This window comes from Pseudomonas sp. RC3H12 (assembly GCF_018596375.1).
In the GTDB taxonomy this organism is placed as follows: domain Bacteria; phylum Pseudomonadota; class Gammaproteobacteria; order Pseudomonadales; family Pseudomonadaceae; genus Aquipseudomonas.
Genome location: NZ_CP075595.1, coordinates 4,024,006 through 4,040,490, shown reverse-complemented (window position 1 = coordinate 4,040,490; position 16,485 = coordinate 4,024,006). Strand labels below are relative to the sequence as shown.

Below are 16,485 nucleotides of genomic sequence, written 5' to 3'. Positions count from 1 at the left end.
AACCTTGCCATGCGGGCAAGGTCAATAGCCCAGGTTGGCTTGCCTCAATTCCAGGCCCTTGTGCCCTGTGGCGATGCGGTACTTCTTGATCTGCCCCGCCTGCAACGTCAGGCGCGTGCTGCGTTGGTCCTCGATACCCGGGGCGCAACCGGGCATCTGCCCGGGGAGCAGGCGCAAGCGTACATCGACAGGGCCCGGTGGCAGGTTGAACGAGGTCGATTGCTCCTGGAACAGCCGGCCGGCCAACTGATCGTTGAGGTAGATACCGATCTCGCAACTGCTGGCCACTTCCAGGCGTTCCCGGGAAATCATCAGCACGCTGTAGTCCGAGTTGCCTTCGGCGCTGGCCGGTGGCACCACGGCCAGCGCGCCCAGCAGTCCGACTAGGCTCATTGCTGCCCTGATCATGAAGAATCTCCTGCTTGCCAAAATCGTCAAAGGCGCAGCTTGGCCGAGCCGCGCTCGGATTTCCAGCCCGGCCGTTTGACGCGGAACTTGACCTTGCCCCGATGGCAAGGCTGAAAGTGGACAAAACCCACAAGGAGGCAACCCCTATGCAAGTGTTCAATGTACAAGGCATGACCTGTGGCCATTGCGTGAAAGGCGTGACCCGTGCGGTGCAGGAGCAGGACGCCGCGGCGCGGGTGGAAGTGGACCTGGCGGCGAAGCAGGTGCGGGTGGACAGTGCGCTGGCGGCGGATCAGATCCTGGCGGCGATTCGTGAAGAGGGCTATCAGGCCGAGGTGGCCTGAACGGCTGGATTGTCCAGCTAAAGCATTTCTGTAGAAGCGGGCTGCCCAGGCAAGTCCGCGTCTACAGAAATGCAGGCCAATTATTACAAAGGTTTTCAACGCCCAATGATCCAGTGCAGGTAGACTAACCGACTTGCTTAGCCTGCTATGGATTCTCCATGAACCTGCGAACCTTGCTGATTCTCGGCGCCCTCAGTGCGTTCGGGCCTTTGGCGATCGACTTCTATCTACCCGCCTTCCCTGCCATGGCGCATGCCTTCGCCACCGACGAAAAGCATGTGCAGACGACCCTGGCCGCCTACTTCCTCGGCCTTTCCCTGGGCCAGCTGGCCTATGGGCCAGTGGCCGACCGATTCGGCCGGCGCATCCCGCTGCTGTTCGGGGTGGGCCTTTTTACCGTGGCCTCCCTGGCCTGCGCCTATGCTCCCAACCTCGACAGCCTGATCGTGGCGCGCTTCGTCCAGGCTTTGGGTGGCTGCGCCGGCATGGTGCTGTCGCGGGCGATCGTCAGCGACAAGTGCGACGCGGTGGCCTCGGCCAAGGTGTTTTCGCAATTGATGTTGGTGATGGGCCTGGCACCGATTCTCGCGCCGATGCTCGGTGGCGTGCTGGTCAATGTGTCTGGTTGGCAGTCGATTTTCCTCGCCCTGAGCCTGTTCAGCGCGGCCTGCCTGGTGGCCGTCGGCCTGGGACTGCCGGAGAGCCTGCCGGCACATGTGCCGCGCCAGCCCTTGTCGGGGGCGCTGCGCCAGTACCTGCGGCTGTTCGGTGACCGGGTGTTTGTCGGCCATGCGTTGACCGGCGGCATCGCCATCGCCGGGATGTTCGCCTACATCGCCGGTTCACCGTTCGTGTTCATCAAGTTGTACGGGGTGCCCGCCGAGCACTATGGCTGGTTGTTCGGCACCAACGCCGCAGGCTTCATCCTGATGGCCCAGGTCAATGCGCGTCTGCTGGCCAAGCGTGGCCCGGCGTTCCTGCTGGCGCGGGCAGTGTGGCTGTACCTGGTGGCGGCGCTGGCGCTGCTGGTGGTCGCGGCGCTGCGCCCAGCGCAGTTGTGGCCGTTGCTGGTGCCGTTGTTCATATGCATCGCCAGCCTTGGTTGCATCATCCCCAACGCCTCGGCCTGCGCCATGAGCGGGCAGGGCACGCGGGCCGGCAGCGCCTCGGCGCTGATGGGCTGCCTGCAGTTCAGCGTCGCCGCGGGTGCGGCAGCGCTGGTCGGGGTGCTGCACGATGGCAGCGCGGTGCCCATGGCGCTGGTGATCAGCCTGTGCGGCGCGCTGGTGGTCAGTGTCGCAATGCTGACCCGGCGGCTGCAGGCCAGCCGGCCTGCGTGAGCGGGTGGGGCGCGTTCAGGCGCGCCTCGAGCAGGGCGACGAATGACCGCGCCTCGGCCTCGTTGCGGAAACTCACCACATGCTGGTCGAGCTGGACTTGCCAGGGGCAAGCGGGATTTCGGTTCGACGCACTGACGACAATCTTCATCGCGATTCACCTCCAGTGAGCGGGAGCGAATCCAGTGTAGCGCCGCCACCCGCGCTCGCCATGACCAGGATCAGTCCCCTGACTGACGGTCATGGTGGCCTGAAGTAGGGAGACCTTCTGTTTTGCAGGGCAGAAGTTTTCACCGTGGCTATCGGACTTTTCCAGCTTCTTGATCATCACTACCAGCCACGTTCCTGGCGCAGCCACAGTAGAACGGGGGCATAAGCCGCGTCTGCGGCGTGGCGCACTGACAGACGCACCTTCCAGAACGGTGCTCGGGGGACCAACGACGACCCATTCCGAGCATGCCGCCCTCAAGGCGAGCCCCCTCCAGCGGCTTATACTGCCTCAGGCGCCCAATGCCAGCGTGAGATCTTTCCTGGCCTGGCGCTGAACATCCGGCATACGAACAATCCCGTGCTTGCCCGCACAGGCGGCAGGGCGTCGGCGCTTATCGCCGCCAGACGGGTTACATCAGGGAGCTTCAGTTTCATGACCGCAGTCCGCAGCATCAGTCAGGTTGCCAGCCTGATGGCCGAACCCAAGCGCAGCGCCATGTTGTGGGCGTTGATCGATGGCACCCCGCGTGCGGCGGACGAGCTTGCCGTGATCACCGGCCTGAGCACTTCCTCGGCCTGCGCGCATCTGTCGCTGCTGTCCAGTGCCGGCTTGCTCAGGCACGAGGCGCGTGGGCGCAAACGCTTCTTCCGCCTGGCAACGCCGGAGGTCGGCACCGCGGTGGAGGCCCTTGCCAGCGTCCAGTTGGCCAGCCGCTCAGCCGGGGGGCAGGGCTCCTCGCTGCAAATCCCCATGTCGATGCGCAAGGCGCGCCTGTGCGGCGACCATCTGGGCGGCGAGGTGGCTGCTGCGCTGCTGCATCGGCTGCATGTGGCCGGTTGGTTGGAGGGCAGCGAACAGCAACTGGTCGTAAGCCAGGAGGGCAAGGGGCAACTGGAGGCGCTGGGGGTATTCATTGACGCACTGGCCGCCGCCGACCGGCGTGGCTGCGTGATCTGCCACTGCAGCAAGTGGGACGATCAGGGCCCGCATCTGGGCGGTTACCTGGGCAAGGCGTTGCTCAGGCTGTTTACCCAGTCGGGCTGGGTGCGTGAGCAGGAGGGCAGCCGGGCGGTTCACCTTACACCGCTCGGCCAGCAGCAGATCAACGCGATCGCCTGCCTGCCCTCGCGCCAGGCCGGTTAGCGCAACAGGCGTGCGTCCAGGCTGTTCTGCGCCAGGCGGCGTGCCTGGTCCTGGGTCATGCCCAGGTGCTCGTGCAGGGCATGGAAGTTTTCGGTGACGTAGCCGCCGAAGTAGGCCGGGTCATCGGAGTTGACCGTGACCTTCACACCACGCTCGAGCATGTCGAGGATGTTGTGTTGGCTCATGTGGTCGAACACGCACAGCTTGGTGTTGGACAGCGGGCAGACGGTCAACGGGATCTGCTCGTCGATGATGCGCTGCATCAGGCGTTCGTCCTCGATGGCGCGCACGCCGTGGTCGATACGCTGGATCTTGAGCAAGTCGAGTGCCTCCCAGATGTATTCGGGCGGGCCTTCCTCGCCGGCATGGGCCACGGTCAGGAAGCCTTCGCTGCGGGCGCGGTCGAAGACGCGCTGGAACTTGCTGGGCGGATGACCTTTTTCCGAGCTGTCCAGGCCTACGGCGACGAATGCGTCGCGGAAGGGCAGGGCCTGGTCGAGGGTCTGCTGCGCCTCGTCCTCGCTCAGGTGGCGCAGGAAGCTGAGGATCAAACCACTGGAGATGCCAAGCTGTTCACGGCCATCCTTGAGTGCGCCGGTGATGCCATTGAGCACCACCTCGAACGGGATGCCCCGGTCGGTGTGGGTCTGGGGGTCGAAGAACGGCTCGGTGTGGACAACGTTCTGCGCCTTGCAGCGTTGCAGGTAGGCCCAGGTCAGGTCGTAGAAATCCTGCTCGGTACGCAAGACGCCGGCGCCCTGGTAATAGAGGTCGAGGAATTCCTGCAGGTTGTTGAAGGCATAGGCGCCGCGCAGGGTTTCGACATCGGCCCAGGGCAGCGCGACCTTGTTGCGTTCGGCAAGGGCGAACAGCAGTTCAGGCTCCAGTGAGCCCTCCAGGTGCATGTGCAGTTCCGCCTTGGGCAAGGCGTTCAGCCAGTCATACATGTGTGCAATCTCGATCAGGTACGGTTGGCCGCCATTCTACAGGGCCTGGCTGGGCAATGCGCCCACCCAGGCCCGCAAGGCCCTGGATCACCAGGTGAGCGGCTCGCCCTTGTAGTTGATGAAACGCAGGCCGCCGTTGCCGCTCTGCGCCTTGATCTGCTCGAGCATGCCACGGGTGCTGGTGAGCACGTCGATCTCGGCATTCTCGCCGCCCATGTCGGTCTTCACCCAGCCCGGGTGCATGGCCAGCACGGCAAGGTCGGGGCGCTGCAGCTCGACCACGAAGCTGTTGATCATCGAGTTGAGGGCGGCCTTGCTGGCCTTGTACAGGCAGATCTCACCGCCGTCGGGGATGGTCACGCTACCCAGGATCGAGCTCATGAACGCCAGCACGCCGCTGTCTTTGCGGATGAGTTCGGCCAGGCGCCGGGCCACGCGGATCGGCGCCACGGCGTTGGTCATGAACAGCTCGCCAATCTGCTGTACCTGCACGCTTTCCAGGTCCTGCGGCAGCGGGCCCATCACGCCGGCGTTGACGAACACCAGGTCGAACACTTCACCCTGCAGGCGCTGCTTGAGCCCGTCGAGCTGGGCGGTGTCGTTCATCTCCAGGCGCTCGATACGCACACCGGAAACCTCGCGCAGAGCGCCTGGCTGTTGCGGGTCGCGCACGGTGGCGACGACATTCCAGCCGTCTTCCTGCAGGCGTTGCACCAGCCCCAGGCCAAGGCCTCGGGAGGCGCCGATGATCAGGGCGTTCTTGTTTGCGGTCATTGCGATACTCCATATCAAAGGCTGGGCGAGCGCTGTTGTGCATAGTTTCGCTCGCCGCGCGACAACGGGGTGATTGCCCTCCACCGGGAAAGGCCTGGGTGACGAGCATAAACCAGGTACCTGGCGCTCGCCTTGTGGAGACTGATCAAAAAACGATCGATTGCCTGGAAAGCCTGTGGGGGCTGGGCCTGGCGCTGTAGTTCACGGGTTATCCACAAGCCGCTCCACAGTAATTGTGTGCAAGCGCAGCGGGCCTGAAAATGGTGGTTTGGGGGCGGGCTTACATTGAAAGCTGGGGATAACTCACAGTCTTTCAGTCACTTGTGCCGGTGTCACACGAATGTGATCAAAATATGCTCAATGCTTCGCAGGCCTTGTCGCACAAGGCCTGTATCAGCTTGCCCAAAGCTTATCCACAGGCAGGCCCACAGTAGTTGTGGGCAACGCTCACTCTCTTTCCAGCAGAATGCGACCGCGGCTCAGGTCGGCGAGTTGCTGCTGCAGTGACGCGAGGTGGATCTCACCCAGGGCGATGCGCAGGTCGACGCCGTTAGCGGTGAACTGCTCATCCAGCACCACGCCGTCCACCTCAGCCAGGCGCAGCTTGAGCAGCGCCAGTTCGCTGAAGGTGCAACTGCAACTGAACGCGCTGCGCTGCACCAGCACACGCTTGGGTGCCTGCTGCAGGCATTTGTTGGCGCCGCCGCCGTAGGCCCGGGCCAGTCCACCGGTGCCCAGCTGGATGCCGCCGTACCAGCGGATCACCAACACCACCACCTGGTCGCAGTCCTGGGCTTCGATGGCGGCGAGGATCGGTCGCCCGGCCGTGCCGCCCGGTTCGCCGTCATCGCTGCTGCGGTACTGGGCGCCGAGCTTCCAGGCCCAGCAGTTGTGGGTGGCCGCCAGGTCGCTGTGGCGTTCGATGAAGGCCATGGCCTCGGCGGGGCTGTCGATCGGGCCGGCGAGGGTGATGAAGCGGCTCTTGCGGATTTCTTCGCGCCATTCGCAGAGCTCGAGCAGGGTAGAAGGCATAAGTCCGGGTCAGGCAGGCGTGCTGATGCCGCAGCCTTTGAGAATGATGTGGATAAGATTGTTGCTGGCGTCTTCCATGTCCTGCTTGGTCAGGCGGCTGCGGCCGGTGACCTGGCAGATCTGGGTGGCGAAGTCGGCATAGTGCTGGGTGCTGCCCCAGAGCAGGAAGATCAGGTGCACCGGATCTACCTGGTCCATCTTGCCGGCGTCCATCCAGGCCTGGAACACCGCGGCGCGGCCACGGAACCATTCGCGGTAGTCGGCGCTGAAGTACTCGCTCAGGCACTCGCCGCCGCTGATCACTTCCATGGCGAAGATCCGCGAGGCCTGCGGGTTGCGCCGGGAGAACTCCATCTTGGTGCGGATGTACTGGCTGAGCGCCTCGGCCGGGTCGTCCTCCACGCTCAGGGCGTTGAAGGTGCTGTCCCACAGTTCGATGATGTTGCTCAGCACCGCGATGTACAGGCCCAGCTTGTTGGTGAAGTAATAATGCAGGTTGGCCTTGGGCAGCCCGGCCTTGAGCGCGATGGTGTTCATGCTCGTGCCCTTGTAGCCGTGGCGGGCGAACTCGTCCTCGGCGGCCTGGATGATGGCCTGTTCGTTCTTCTGGCGGATGCGGCCGGCGGGCTTGCCCGAGGTGGGGGAGCGATGCGCAGGGACTTCTAGGGTCATGGACGATTCCGGGCGGGTCGTTACGGATGTCCGACAGATTACCTGCCTGTGGCGAAGTGACAAGCATTAGCGTCAGGGACAGGCATCAGCGTGTCGCAGCCAGGCTCTCGAGGAAGCTTTCCAGCACCAGGTTCGGCCGCCGGCCCTTGCGCGTCACCCAGCTCAGGCCCAGGTCATAGAAGCGCTGGGTGGGCTTCAGCGCGCGCAGGCGACCTTGCTGCACCCAGAAGCTGGCGTAGTGGTCGGGCAGGTAGCCGATGTAGCGCCCCGTCAGGATCAGGAAGGCCATGCCTTCGCGATCCGAGGCGCTGGCTGTGCAGTGCAGGGCCTGGTAGTGCGCCTGGATGTCGGCGGGCAGGCGGAAGGTCGGGGCGATCGCGTCCTGGGCGTTGAGGCGATCGTCATCGATCTGCAGGTCGTCGGCGTAGAACAGCGGGTGGCCGACCGCGCAATAGAGCAGGGAGCGCTCGCTGTACAGCGGCTGGTACTCAAGCCCCGACAGCGGGCTGGTCTGCGGCACCACGCCCACGTGCAGGCTGCCGTCGAGCACGCCCTGCTCGACCTGGCTGGGGGCGATCATGCGGATCTGGATGCGCACATCGGGGCCGCGGTCCTTGAGTTCGGCCAGGGCGTGGGTGATACGCATGTGCGGGAGGGTGACCAGGTTGTCGGTGAGGCCGATGTTCAGCTCACCGCGCAGGTGCTGGTGCAGGCCATTGACCTCGGTGCGGAACGACTCCAGGGCGCTGAGCAGTTGCAGCGCCGAGTGGTAGACCTCGCGCCCCTCCTCGGTCAGCGAGAACCCCGCCCGGCCGCGTTGGCACAGGCGCAGGCCCAGGCGTTGCTCGAGGTCGTTCATCTGCTGGCTGATGGCCGAGCGGCCTATGCCCAGGACGTTTTCCGCCGCTGAAAAGCCGCCGCACTCGACCACGCTGCGGTAGATCTTCAATAGGCGAATGTCAAAATCGCTGACTTGGGCGAGGGGGTCGGGGCGTCGGCTCATTAGTTTAGTTATCCGCTGACTGAAGGTTAGAAAAGCTGGGTTTTTCGAACTTTATCGCCGTGACAACTTAGCTGCAACAACACCCATCGTTGCCTAATCGTCTTTCGAGGAACCGCCCGATGAACATGCCCGAATCCGCTCAAGCCGGCCTGGCCAGCCAGCTCAAGCTGGACGCTCACTGGATGCCGTACACCGCCAACCGCAACTTCCAGCGCGACCCGCGGCTGATCGTGGCGGCCGAAGGCAACTACCTGGTCGACGACAAGGGCCGCAAGGTGTTCGACGCCCTGTCGGGCCTGTGGACCTGCGGCGCCGGGCATACCCGCAAGGAGATCAGCGAGGCAGTGGCTCGCCAGGTCGCCACCCTCGACTACTCGCCGGCCTTCCAGTTCGGCCATCCGCTGTCGTTCCAGCTGGCCGAGAAGATCGCCAACCTGGTGCCGGGCGACCTGAACCACGTGTTCTTCACCAACTCCGGCTCCGAGTGTGCCGACACTGCGCTGAAAATGGTGCGTGCCTACTGGCGCCTGAAAGGCCAGGCCACCAAGACCAAGATCATCGGCCGTGCCCGTGGCTATCACGGGGTGAACATCGCCGGTACCAGCCTGGGTGGCGTCAACGGCAACCGCAAGCTGTTCGGTCAGTTGCTGGACGTCGATCACCTGCCCCACACCGTGCTGCCGGCCAACGTGTTCAGCAAGGGCATGCCGGAAGAGGGCGGTATCGCCCTGGCCGACGAGATGCTCAAGCTGATCGAGCTGCATGACGCCTCGAACATCGCTGCGGTCATTGTCGAGCCGCTGGCTGGTTCCGCCGGTGTGCTGCCGCCGCCGAAGGGCTACCTCAAGCGCCTGCGCGAGATCTGCAGCCAGCACAACATCCTGCTGATCTTCGACGAAGTGATCACCGGCTTCGGCCGCATGGGCGCCATGACCGGTGCAGAAGCCTTCGGCGTGACCCCGGACCTGATGTGCATCGCCAAGCAGGTCACCAACGGCGCCATCCCGATGGGCGCGGTGATCGCCACCGGCGAGATCTACCAGACCTTCATGAACCAGCCGACCCCTGAGTACGCGGTGGAATTCCCCCACGGCTACACCTATTCGGCGCATCCGGTGGCCTGCGCCGCCGGCATCGCCGCGCTGGACCTGCTGCAGAAGGAAAACCTGGTGCAGTCCGCCGCCGAGCTGGCGCCGCACTTCGAGAAGCTGCTGCACGGTGTCAAGGGCACCAAGAACGTCGTCGACATCCGCAACTACGGCCTGGCCGGCGCGATCCAGATTGCCGCGCGCGACGGTGATGCCATCGTCCGTCCGTACGAGGCGGCCATGAAGCTGTGGCAAGCAGGTTTCTATGTACGCTTCGGTGGCGACACCCTGCAGTTCGGGCCGACCTTCAACACCCAGCCACAAGAGCTGGACCGTCTGTTCGACGCCGTGGGCGAAGCCCTGAACAAGGTCGACTGATTTTTCCGATTCTGACGTCGGGCGTGTGAGTACCACGCGCCTGTCTCTACCTTCTTTATCTGGAGTTATGCATGAGCATTGTTCAGCACCTGATCCACGGCGAGCTGGTCAGCAAGGGCGAGCGCACCGCCGATGTCTTCAACCCGTCGACCGGCCAGGCCGTGCGCAAGGTCGAGCTGGCCAGCCGCGCCACCATCCAGCAGGCCATCGATTCGGCCAAGGCCGCCTTTCCGGCCTGGCGCAATACCCCGCCAGCCAAGCGCGCCCAGGTGATGTTCCGCTTCAAGCAACTGCTTGAGCAGAACGAAGCGAAAATCTCGCAGATGATCAGCGAGGAACACGGCAAGACCCTGGAGGACGCTGCGGGCGAACTCAAGCGTGGCATCGAGAACGTCGAGTTCGCCTGCGCCGCCCCGGAGCTGCTCAAGGGTGAGTACAGCCGCAACGTCGGCCCGAACATCGACGCCTGGTCCGATTTCCAGCCGCTGGGCATCGTCGCCGGTATCACCCCGTTCAACTTCCCGGCCATGGTGCCGCTGTGGATGTACCCGCTGGCCATCGCCTGCGGCAACGCATTCATTCTCAAACCGTCCGAGCGTGATCCCAGCTCGACCCTCTATATCGCCCAGTTGCTGCTGGAGGCCGGACTGCCGAAGGGCATCCTCAACGTGGTGCATGGCGACAAGGAAGCGGTCGACGCGCTGATCGAGGCGCCAGAGGTCAAGGCCCTGAGCTTCGTCGGCTCGACCCCGATCGCCGAATACATCTATGCCGAAGGCACCAAGCGCGGCAAGCGCGTGCAGGCATTGGGCGGCGCGAAGAACCACGCGGTGTTGATGCCTGATGCCGACCTGGACAACGCGGTCAGCGCGCTGATGGGCGCCGCCTATGGTTCTTGCGGCGAGCGCTGCATGGCCATTTCGGTGGCGGTGTGTGTCGGCGACCAGGTGGCCGATGCGCTGATTGCCAAGCTGGAGCCGCAGATCAAGGCGCTGAAGATCGGTGCCGGTACGTCCTGCGGCCTGGATATGGGCCCGCTGGTGACTGCCGCTGCCCGTGACAAGGTGGTGGGTTACATTGACGACGGCGTTGCCGCTGGCGCCAAGCTGGTGGTCGATGGGCGCGGTTTCCGTGTGTCCGGTAATGAAGATGGCTATTTCGTTGGTGGCACCTTGTTCGACAAGGTCACCCCCGAAATGCGCATCTATAAGGAAGAGATTTTCGGGCCGGTGCTGTGCGTGGTGCGGGTGAACAGCCTGGAGCAGGCCATGCAGTTGATCAACGAGCATGAGTACGGCAACGGTACCTGCATCTTCACCCGTGACGGTGAGGCGGCGCGGCTGTTCTGCGACGAGATCGAAGTGGGCATGGTTGGCGTCAACGTGCCGCTGCCGGTGCCGGTGGCGTATCACAGCTTCGGTGGCTGGAAGCGTTCGCTGTTTGGTGACCTGCATGCGTACGGGCCGGACGGTGTGCGTTTCTATACCCGTCGCAAGGCGATCACCCAGCGTTGGCCGCAGCGGGCCAGCCATGAGGCGTCGCAGTTTGCCTTCCCTAGCTTGTAAGGCGCAGGGATGAAAGCGGGGCGGCCGAGAGGCCGCCCCGCTTTGTTTTGAGGTTTTGCTTTATATAACTGAAATAAAGGTTGACGGGCTTTCAGATCCCCTTATAATGCGCCCCACTTCCAGCGACATCGGAACGAAAAACTCTTTGAATATCAATGAGTTGATTGTTTGGAAAGGTTCCGGAGGTGCTTCGGTCATCTGATCGGCAGCGGTGAAAAAGGCAGTTGACAGCAGGTTGTAACGCTGTATGATTCGCCTCCCGCTACGAGAGATCGCAGCGAGTCAAGTGTTTGAAGTTGAACGGGTTTCTCGCAAAATACTTCAAAATAAACGCTTGACACGAAATGAGGAAAGCGTAGAATGCGCGCCTCGGTTGAGACGAAAAGCGCTTAACCAACCGCTCTTTAACAAATTGAATCAAGCAATTCGTGTGGGTGCTTGTGAGTACGGACTGATAGTCGCCAAGATTATCAGCATCACAAGTGGCCATGCGAGAAATCACATAGTCATTTGAGATTGCTGAGCCAAGTTTAGGGTTTCTTAAAAACCCAAGCAGTATTGAACTGAAGAGTTTGATCATGGCTCAGATTGAACGCTGGCGGCAGGCCTAACACATGCAAGTCGAGCGGATGACGGGAGCTTGCTCCTTGATTCAGCGGCGGACGGGTGAGTAATGCCTAGGAATCTGCCTGGTAGTGGGGGACAACGTTTCGAAAGGAACGCTAATACCGCATACGTCCTACGGGAGAAAGCAGGGGACCTTCGGGCCTTGCGCTATCAGATGAGCCTAGGTCGGATTAGCTAGTAGGTGAGGTAATGGCTCACCTAGGCGACGATCCGTAACTGGTCTGAGAGGATGATCAGTCACACTGGAACTGAGACACGGTCCAGACTCCTACGGGAGGCAGCAGTGGGGAATATTGGACAATGGGCGAAAGCCTGATCCAGCCATGCCGCGTGTGTGAAGAAGGTCTTCGGATTGTAAAGCACTTTAAGTTGGGAGGAAGGGCAGTAAGCTAATACCTTGCTGTTTTGACGTTACCGACAGAATAAGCACCGGCTAACTCTGTGCCAGCAGCCGCGGTAATACAGAGGGTGCAAGCGTTAATCGGAATTACTGGGCGTAAAGCGCGCGTAGGTGGTTCGTTAAGTTGGATGTGAAAGCCCCGGGCTCAACCTGGGAACTGCATCCAAAACTGGCGAGCTAGAGTATGGTAGAGGGTGGTGGAATTTCCTGTGTAGCGGTGAAATGCGTAGATATAGGAAGGAACACCAGTGGCGAAGGCGACCACCTGGACTGATACTGACACTGAGGTGCGAAAGCGTGGGGAGCAAACAGGATTAGATACCCTGGTAGTCCACGCCGTAAACGATGTCAACTAGCCGTTGGAATCCTTGAGATTTTAGTGGCGCAGCTAACGCATTAAGTTGACCGCCTGGGGAGTACGGCCGCAAGGTTAAAACTCAAATGAATTGACGGGGGCCCGCACAAGCGGTGGAGCATGTGGTTTAATTCGAAGCAACGCGAAGAACCTTACCAGGCCTTGACATGCAGAGAACTTTCCAGAGATGGATTGGTGCCTTCGGGAACTCTGACACAGGTGCTGCATGGCTGTCGTCAGCTCGTGTCGTGAGATGTTGGGTTAAGTCCCGTAACGAGCGCAACCCTTGTCCTTAGTTACCAGCACGTTATGGTGGGCACTCTAAGGAGACTGCCGGTGACAAACCGGAGGAAGGTGGGGATGACGTCAAGTCATCATGGCCCTTACGGCCTGGGCTACACACGTGCTACAATGGTCGGTACAGAGGGTTGCCAAGCCGCGAGGTGGAGCTAATCTCACAAAACCGATCGTAGTCCGGATCGCAGTCTGCAACTCGACTGCGTGAAGTCGGAATCGCTAGTAATCGCAAATCAGAATGTTGCGGTGAATACGTTCCCGGGCCTTGTACACACCGCCCGTCACACCATGGGAGTGGGTTGCACCAGAAGTAGCTAGTCTAACCTTCGGGAGGACGGTTACCACGGTGTGATTCATGACTGGGGTGAAGTCGTAACAAGGTAGCCGTAGGGGAACCTGCGGCTGGATCACCTCCTTAATCGAAGACATCAGCCTGCTGATGAGCTCCCACACGAATTGCTTGATTCATGATGTAAAGACGATCAAGACCCTATATAGGTCTGTAGCTCAGTTGGTTAGAGCGCACCCCTGATAAGGGTGAGGTCGGCAGTTCAAATCTGCCCAGACCTACCAATATGCGGGGCCATAGCTCAGCTGGGAGAGCGCCTGCCTTGCACGCAGGAGGTCAGCGGTTCGATCCCGCTTGGCTCCACCACTCTTGCAGTACCTTGATCAAACTCAGAAATGAGCATTCGCCTCGAATGTTGATTTCTGACTTTTGTCAGATCGTTCTTTAAAAATTCGGATATGTGATAGAAATAGACTGAATGCCAGTTTCACTGCTGGTTATTCAGGCTAAGGTAAAATTTGTGAGTTCTGCTCAGTAATGAGCGAAATGCGAATTTTCGGCGAATGTCGTCTTCACAGTATAACCAGATTGCTTGGGGTTATATGGTCAAGTGAAGAAGCGCATACGGTGGATGCCTTGGCAGTCAGAGGCGATGAAAGACGTGGTAGCCTGCGATAAGCTTTGGGGAGTCGGCAAACAGACTGTGATCCAGAGATCTCTGAATGGGGGAACCCAGCCAGCATAAGCTGGTTATCTTGTACTGAATACATAGGTGCAAGAGGCGAACCAGGGGAACTGAAACATCTAAGTACCCTGAGGAAAAGAAATCAACCGAGATTCCCTTAGTAGTGGCGAGCGAACGGGGACCAGCCCTTAAGCTGGTTTGAGATTAGTGGAACGCTCTGGAAAGTGCGGCCATAGTGGGTGATAGCCCCGTACACGAAAATCTCTTGCCAGTGAAATCGAGTAGGACGGAGCACGAGAAACTTTGTCTGAACATGGGGGGACCATCCTCCAAGGCTAAATACTACTGACTGACCGATAGTGAACCAGTACCGTGAGGGAAAGGCGAAAAGAACCCCGGAGAGGGGAGTGAAATAGAACCTGAAACCGTATGCGTACAAGCAGTGGGAGCCTACTTTGTTAGGTGACTGCGTACCTTTTGTATAATGGGTCAGCGACTTATATTCAGTGGCGAGCTTAACCGAATAGGGGAGGCGTAGCGAAAGCGAGTCTTAATAGGGCGCTTTAGTCGCTGGGTATAGACCCGAAACCGGGCGATCTATCCATGGGCAGGTTGAAGGTTAGGTAACACTGACTGGAGGACCGAACCGACTACCGTTGAAAAGTTAGCGGATGACCTGTGGATCGGAGTGAAAGGCTAATCAAGCTCGGAGATAGCTGGTTCTCCTCGAAAGCTATTTAGGTAGCGCCTCATGTATCACTGTAGGGGGTAGAGCACTGTTTCGGCTAGGGGGTCATCCCGACTTACCAAACCGATGCAAACTCCGAATACCTACAAGTGCCGAGCATGGGAGACACACGGCGGGTGCTAACGTCCGTCGTGAAAAGGGAAACAACCCAGACCGTCAGCTAAGGTCCCAAAGTCATGGTTAAGTGGGAAACGATGTGGGAAGGCTTAGACAGCTAGGAGGTTGGCTTAGAAGCAGCCACCCTTTAAAGAAAGCGTAATAGCTCACTAGTCGAGTCGGCCTGCGCGGAAGATGTAACGGGGCTCAAACCATGCACCGAAGCTACGGGTATCACCTTTAGGTGATGCGGTAGAGGAGCGTTCTGTAAGCCTGTGAAGGTGAGTTGAGAAGCTTGCTGGAGGTATCAGAAGTGCGAATGCTGACATGAGTAACGACAATGCGAGTGAAAAACTCGCACGCCGAAAGACCAAGGTTTCCTGCGCAACGTTAATCGACGCAGGGTTAGTCGGTCCCTAAGGCGAGGCTGAAAAGCGTAGTCGATGGAAAACAGGTTAATATTCCTGTACTTCCAGTTATTGCGATGGAGGGACGGAGAAGGCTAGGCCAGCTTGGCGTTGGTTGTCCAAGTTTAAGGTGGTAGGCTGAGATCTTAGGCAAATCCGGGATCTTAAGGCCGAGAGCTGATGACGAGTGCTCATTAGAGCGCGAAGTGGTTGATGCCATGCTTCCAAGAAAAGCTCCTAAGCTTCAGATAACTGGGAACCGTACCCCAAACCGACACAGGTGGTTAGGTAGAGAATACCAAGGCGCTTGAGAGAACTCGGGTGAAGGAACTAGGCAAAATGGCACCGTAACTTCGGGAGAAGGTGCGCCGGTGAGGGTGAAGCACTTGCTGCGTAAGCCCACGCCGGTCGAAGATACCAGGCCGCTGCGACTGTTTATTAAAAACACAGCACTCTGCAAACACGAAAGTGGACGTATAGGGTGTGACGCCTGCCCGGTGCCGGAAGGTTAATTGATGGGGTTAGCGCAAGCGAAGCTCTTGATCGAAGCCCCGGTAAACGGCGGCCGTAACTATAACGGTCCTAAGGTAGCGAAATTCCTTGTCGGGTAAGTTCCGACCTGCACGAATGGCGTAACGATGGCGGCGCTGTCTCCACCCGAGACTCAGTGAAATTGAAATCGCTGTGAAGATGCAGTGTATCCGCGGCTAGACGGAAAGACCCCGTGAACCTTTACTATAGCTTTGCACTGGACTTTGAGCTTGCTTGTGTAGGATAGGTGGGAGGCTTTGAAGTGGGGACGCCAGTTCTCATGGAGCCATCCTTGAAATACCACCCTGGCAACCTTGAGGTTCTAACTCAGGTCCGTTATCCGGATCGAGGACAGTGTATGGTGGGTAGTTTGACTGGGGCGGTCTCCTCCCAAAGAGTAACGGAGGAGTACGAAGGTGCGCTCAGACCGGTCGGAAATCGGTCGTAGAGTATAAAGGCAAAAGCGCGCTTGACTGCGAGACACACACGTCGAGCAGGTACGAAAGTAGGTCTTAGTGATCCGGTGGTTCTGTATGGAAGGGCCATCGCTCAACGGATAAAAGGTACTCCGGGGATAACAGGCTGATACCGCCCAAGAGTTCATATCGACGGCGGTGTTTGGCACCTCGATGTCGGCTCATCACATCCTGGGGCTGAAGCCGGTCCCAAGGGTATGGCTGTTCGCCATTTAAAGTGGTACGCGAGCTGGGTTTAGAACGTCGTGAGACAGTTCGGTCCCTATCTGCCGTGGACGTTTGAGATTTGAGAGGGGCTGCTCCTAGTACGAGAGGACCGGAGTGGACGAACCTCTGGTGTTCCGGTTGTCACGCCAGTGGCATTGCCGGGTAGCTATGTTCGGAAGAGATAACCGCTGAAAGCATCTAAGCGGGAAACTTGCCTCAAGATGAGATCTCACTGGAGCCTTGAGCTCCCTGAAGGGCCGTCGAAGACTACGACGTTGATAGGTTGGGTGTGTAAGCGCTGTGAGGCGTTGAGCTAACCAATACTAATTGCCCGTGAGGCTTGACCATATAACACCCAAGCAATTTGCGCTGAGGCCAAATTGTGGTGGTGAAGACGAAACGAACCGAAAGTTCGCGACGGACCACACATATCGCATATCCGAATTGGCTGGCATGTCTGCAAGG

The 16,485-nt window shown here is 59.9% G+C and carries 11 protein-coding genes, 2 tRNA genes and 2 rRNA genes; 9 read left to right on the top strand and 6 right to left on the bottom strand.

The window, feature by feature from the left end; genetic code table 11:
- Positions 1–21: 21 nt before the first annotated feature.
- Complete coding sequence (locus KHO27_RS18360) at positions 22–408, bottom strand: hypothetical protein (protein ID WP_023632214.1); 387 nt, start codon at positions 406–408, stop codon at positions 22–24.
- 146 nt (positions 409–554) lie between these two features.
- Between KHO27_RS18360 and KHO27_RS18355 the strand changes: the two genes are divergently transcribed.
- The 3 genes from KHO27_RS18355 to KHO27_RS18345 all read left to right on the top strand — a co-directional run bounded on the left by KHO27_RS18355 (position 555) and on the right by KHO27_RS18345 (position 3,443).
- Positions 555–752 carry a heavy-metal-associated domain-containing protein gene (locus KHO27_RS18355; RefSeq protein ID WP_023632213.1) on the top strand — a complete coding sequence of 66 codons (198 nt, stop codon included), beginning with the start codon at positions 555–557 and terminating at the stop codon, positions 750–752.
- Between the two features lie 158 nt (positions 753–910).
- Entirely contained in the window at positions 911–2,092 is a 1,182-nt protein-coding gene (locus tag KHO27_RS18350) for a multidrug effflux MFS transporter (RefSeq protein WP_214500601.1), read from the top strand.
- 640 nt (positions 2,093–2,732) lie between these two features.
- On the top strand, positions 2,733–3,443 hold the full coding sequence (locus tag KHO27_RS18345) for an ArsR/SmtB family transcription factor (protein ID WP_110703779.1): 711 nt from the start codon (positions 2,733–2,735) through the stop codon (positions 3,441–3,443).
- Here the strand turns inward: KHO27_RS18345 and KHO27_RS18340 are convergent.
- The 5 genes from KHO27_RS18340 to KHO27_RS18320 all read right to left on the bottom strand — a co-directional run bounded on the left by KHO27_RS18340 (position 3,440) and on the right by KHO27_RS18320 (position 7,871).
- Positions 3,440–4,390: an adenosine deaminase gene (locus KHO27_RS18340; RefSeq protein WP_110703781.1), complete on the bottom strand. Its 951-nt coding sequence runs from the start codon at positions 4,388–4,390 to the stop codon at positions 3,440–3,442. The genes KHO27_RS18345 and KHO27_RS18340 overlap by 4 nt on opposite strands.
- A gap of 87 nt (positions 4,391–4,477) precedes the next feature.
- The gene (locus KHO27_RS18335; protein ID WP_111533376.1) at positions 4,478–5,164 is read right to left on the bottom strand and encodes an SDR family oxidoreductase; all 687 of its coding nucleotides are present in this window, start codon (positions 5,162–5,164) and stop codon (positions 4,478–4,480) included.
- A 447-nt stretch (positions 5,165–5,611) separates the two neighbouring features.
- The gene (locus tag KHO27_RS18330) at positions 5,612–6,196 is read right to left on the bottom strand and encodes an IMPACT family protein (protein WP_102684829.1); all 585 of its coding nucleotides are present in this window, start codon (positions 6,194–6,196) and stop codon (positions 5,612–5,614) included.
- A gap of 9 nt (positions 6,197–6,205) precedes the next feature.
- A complete protein-coding gene (locus KHO27_RS18325) occupies positions 6,206–6,868 on the bottom strand; it encodes a TetR/AcrR family transcriptional regulator (protein WP_102684830.1) in 663 nt (220 codons plus the stop codon).
- 85 nt (positions 6,869–6,953) lie between these two features.
- Positions 6,954–7,871 carry a LysR family transcriptional regulator gene (locus KHO27_RS18320; protein ID WP_110703785.1) on the bottom strand — a complete coding sequence of 306 codons (918 nt, stop codon included), beginning with the start codon at positions 7,869–7,871 and terminating at the stop codon, positions 6,954–6,956.
- 119 nt (positions 7,872–7,990) lie between these two features.
- Between KHO27_RS18320 and aptA the strand changes: the two genes are divergently transcribed.
- The 6 genes from aptA (at position 7,991) to KHO27_RS18290 (ending at position 16,368) form a co-directional block, all read left to right on the top strand.
- Positions 7,991–9,337 carry an omega-aminotransferase AptA gene (aptA, locus tag KHO27_RS18315; protein ID WP_046854153.1) on the top strand — a complete coding sequence of 449 codons (1,347 nt, stop codon included), beginning with the start codon at positions 7,991–7,993 and terminating at the stop codon, positions 9,335–9,337.
- A 71-nt stretch (positions 9,338–9,408) separates the two neighbouring features.
- On the top strand, positions 9,409–10,902 hold the full coding sequence (locus KHO27_RS18310) for a CoA-acylating methylmalonate-semialdehyde dehydrogenase (RefSeq protein ID WP_214500600.1): 1,494 nt from the start codon (positions 9,409–9,411) through the stop codon (positions 10,900–10,902).
- A gap of 560 nt (positions 10,903–11,462) precedes the next feature.
- Positions 11,463–12,999: ribosomal RNA gene (locus KHO27_RS18305) — 16S ribosomal RNA — on the top strand.
- A gap of 78 nt (positions 13,000–13,077) precedes the next feature.
- A tRNA-Ile gene (locus tag KHO27_RS18300) sits at positions 13,078–13,154 on the top strand.
- Between the two features lie 6 nt (positions 13,155–13,160).
- Positions 13,161–13,236 (top strand) — tRNA-Ala (locus KHO27_RS18295).
- 238 nt (positions 13,237–13,474) lie between these two features.
- Positions 13,475–16,368, top strand: a 23S ribosomal RNA gene (locus KHO27_RS18290).
- Together the 16S and 23S rRNA genes with 2 tRNA genes alongside form the textbook arrangement of a ribosomal RNA operon.
- The last annotated feature ends 117 nt before the right edge of the window (positions 16,369–16,485 follow it).

What these genes read in the sequence shown, in the direction of transcription:
- KHO27_RS18360 (WP_023632214.1), bottom strand. Translation starts at nt 408, where the DNA reads ATGATCAGGGCAGCAATGAGCCTAGTCGGACTGCTGGGCGCGCTGGCC.
- KHO27_RS18355 (WP_023632213.1), top strand. Translation starts at nt 555, where the DNA reads ATGCAAGTGTTCAATGTACAAGGCATGACCTGTGGCCATTGCGTGAAA.
- KHO27_RS18350 (WP_214500601.1), top strand. Translation starts at nt 911, where the DNA reads ATGAACCTGCGAACCTTGCTGATTCTCGGCGCCCTCAGTGCGTTCGGG.
- KHO27_RS18345 (WP_110703779.1), top strand. Translation starts at nt 2,733, where the DNA reads ATGACCGCAGTCCGCAGCATCAGTCAGGTTGCCAGCCTGATGGCCGAA.
- KHO27_RS18340 (WP_110703781.1), bottom strand. Translation starts at nt 4,390, where the DNA reads ATGTATGACTGGCTGAACGCCTTGCCCAAGGCGGAACTGCACATGCAC.
- KHO27_RS18335 (WP_111533376.1), bottom strand. Translation starts at nt 5,164, where the DNA reads ATGACCGCAAACAAGAACGCCCTGATCATCGGCGCCTCCCGAGGCCTT.
- KHO27_RS18330 (WP_102684829.1), bottom strand. Translation starts at nt 6,196, where the DNA reads ATGCCTTCTACCCTGCTCGAGCTCTGCGAATGGCGCGAAGAAATCCGC.
- KHO27_RS18325 (WP_102684830.1), bottom strand. Translation starts at nt 6,868, where the DNA reads ATGACCCTAGAAGTCCCTGCGCATCGCTCCCCCACCTCGGGCAAGCCC.
- KHO27_RS18320 (WP_110703785.1), bottom strand. Translation starts at nt 7,871, where the DNA reads ATGAGCCGACGCCCCGACCCCCTCGCCCAAGTCAGCGATTTTGACATT.
- aptA (WP_046854153.1), top strand. Translation starts at nt 7,991, where the DNA reads ATGAACATGCCCGAATCCGCTCAAGCCGGCCTGGCCAGCCAGCTCAAG.
- KHO27_RS18310 (WP_214500600.1), top strand. Translation starts at nt 9,409, where the DNA reads ATGAGCATTGTTCAGCACCTGATCCACGGCGAGCTGGTCAGCAAGGGC.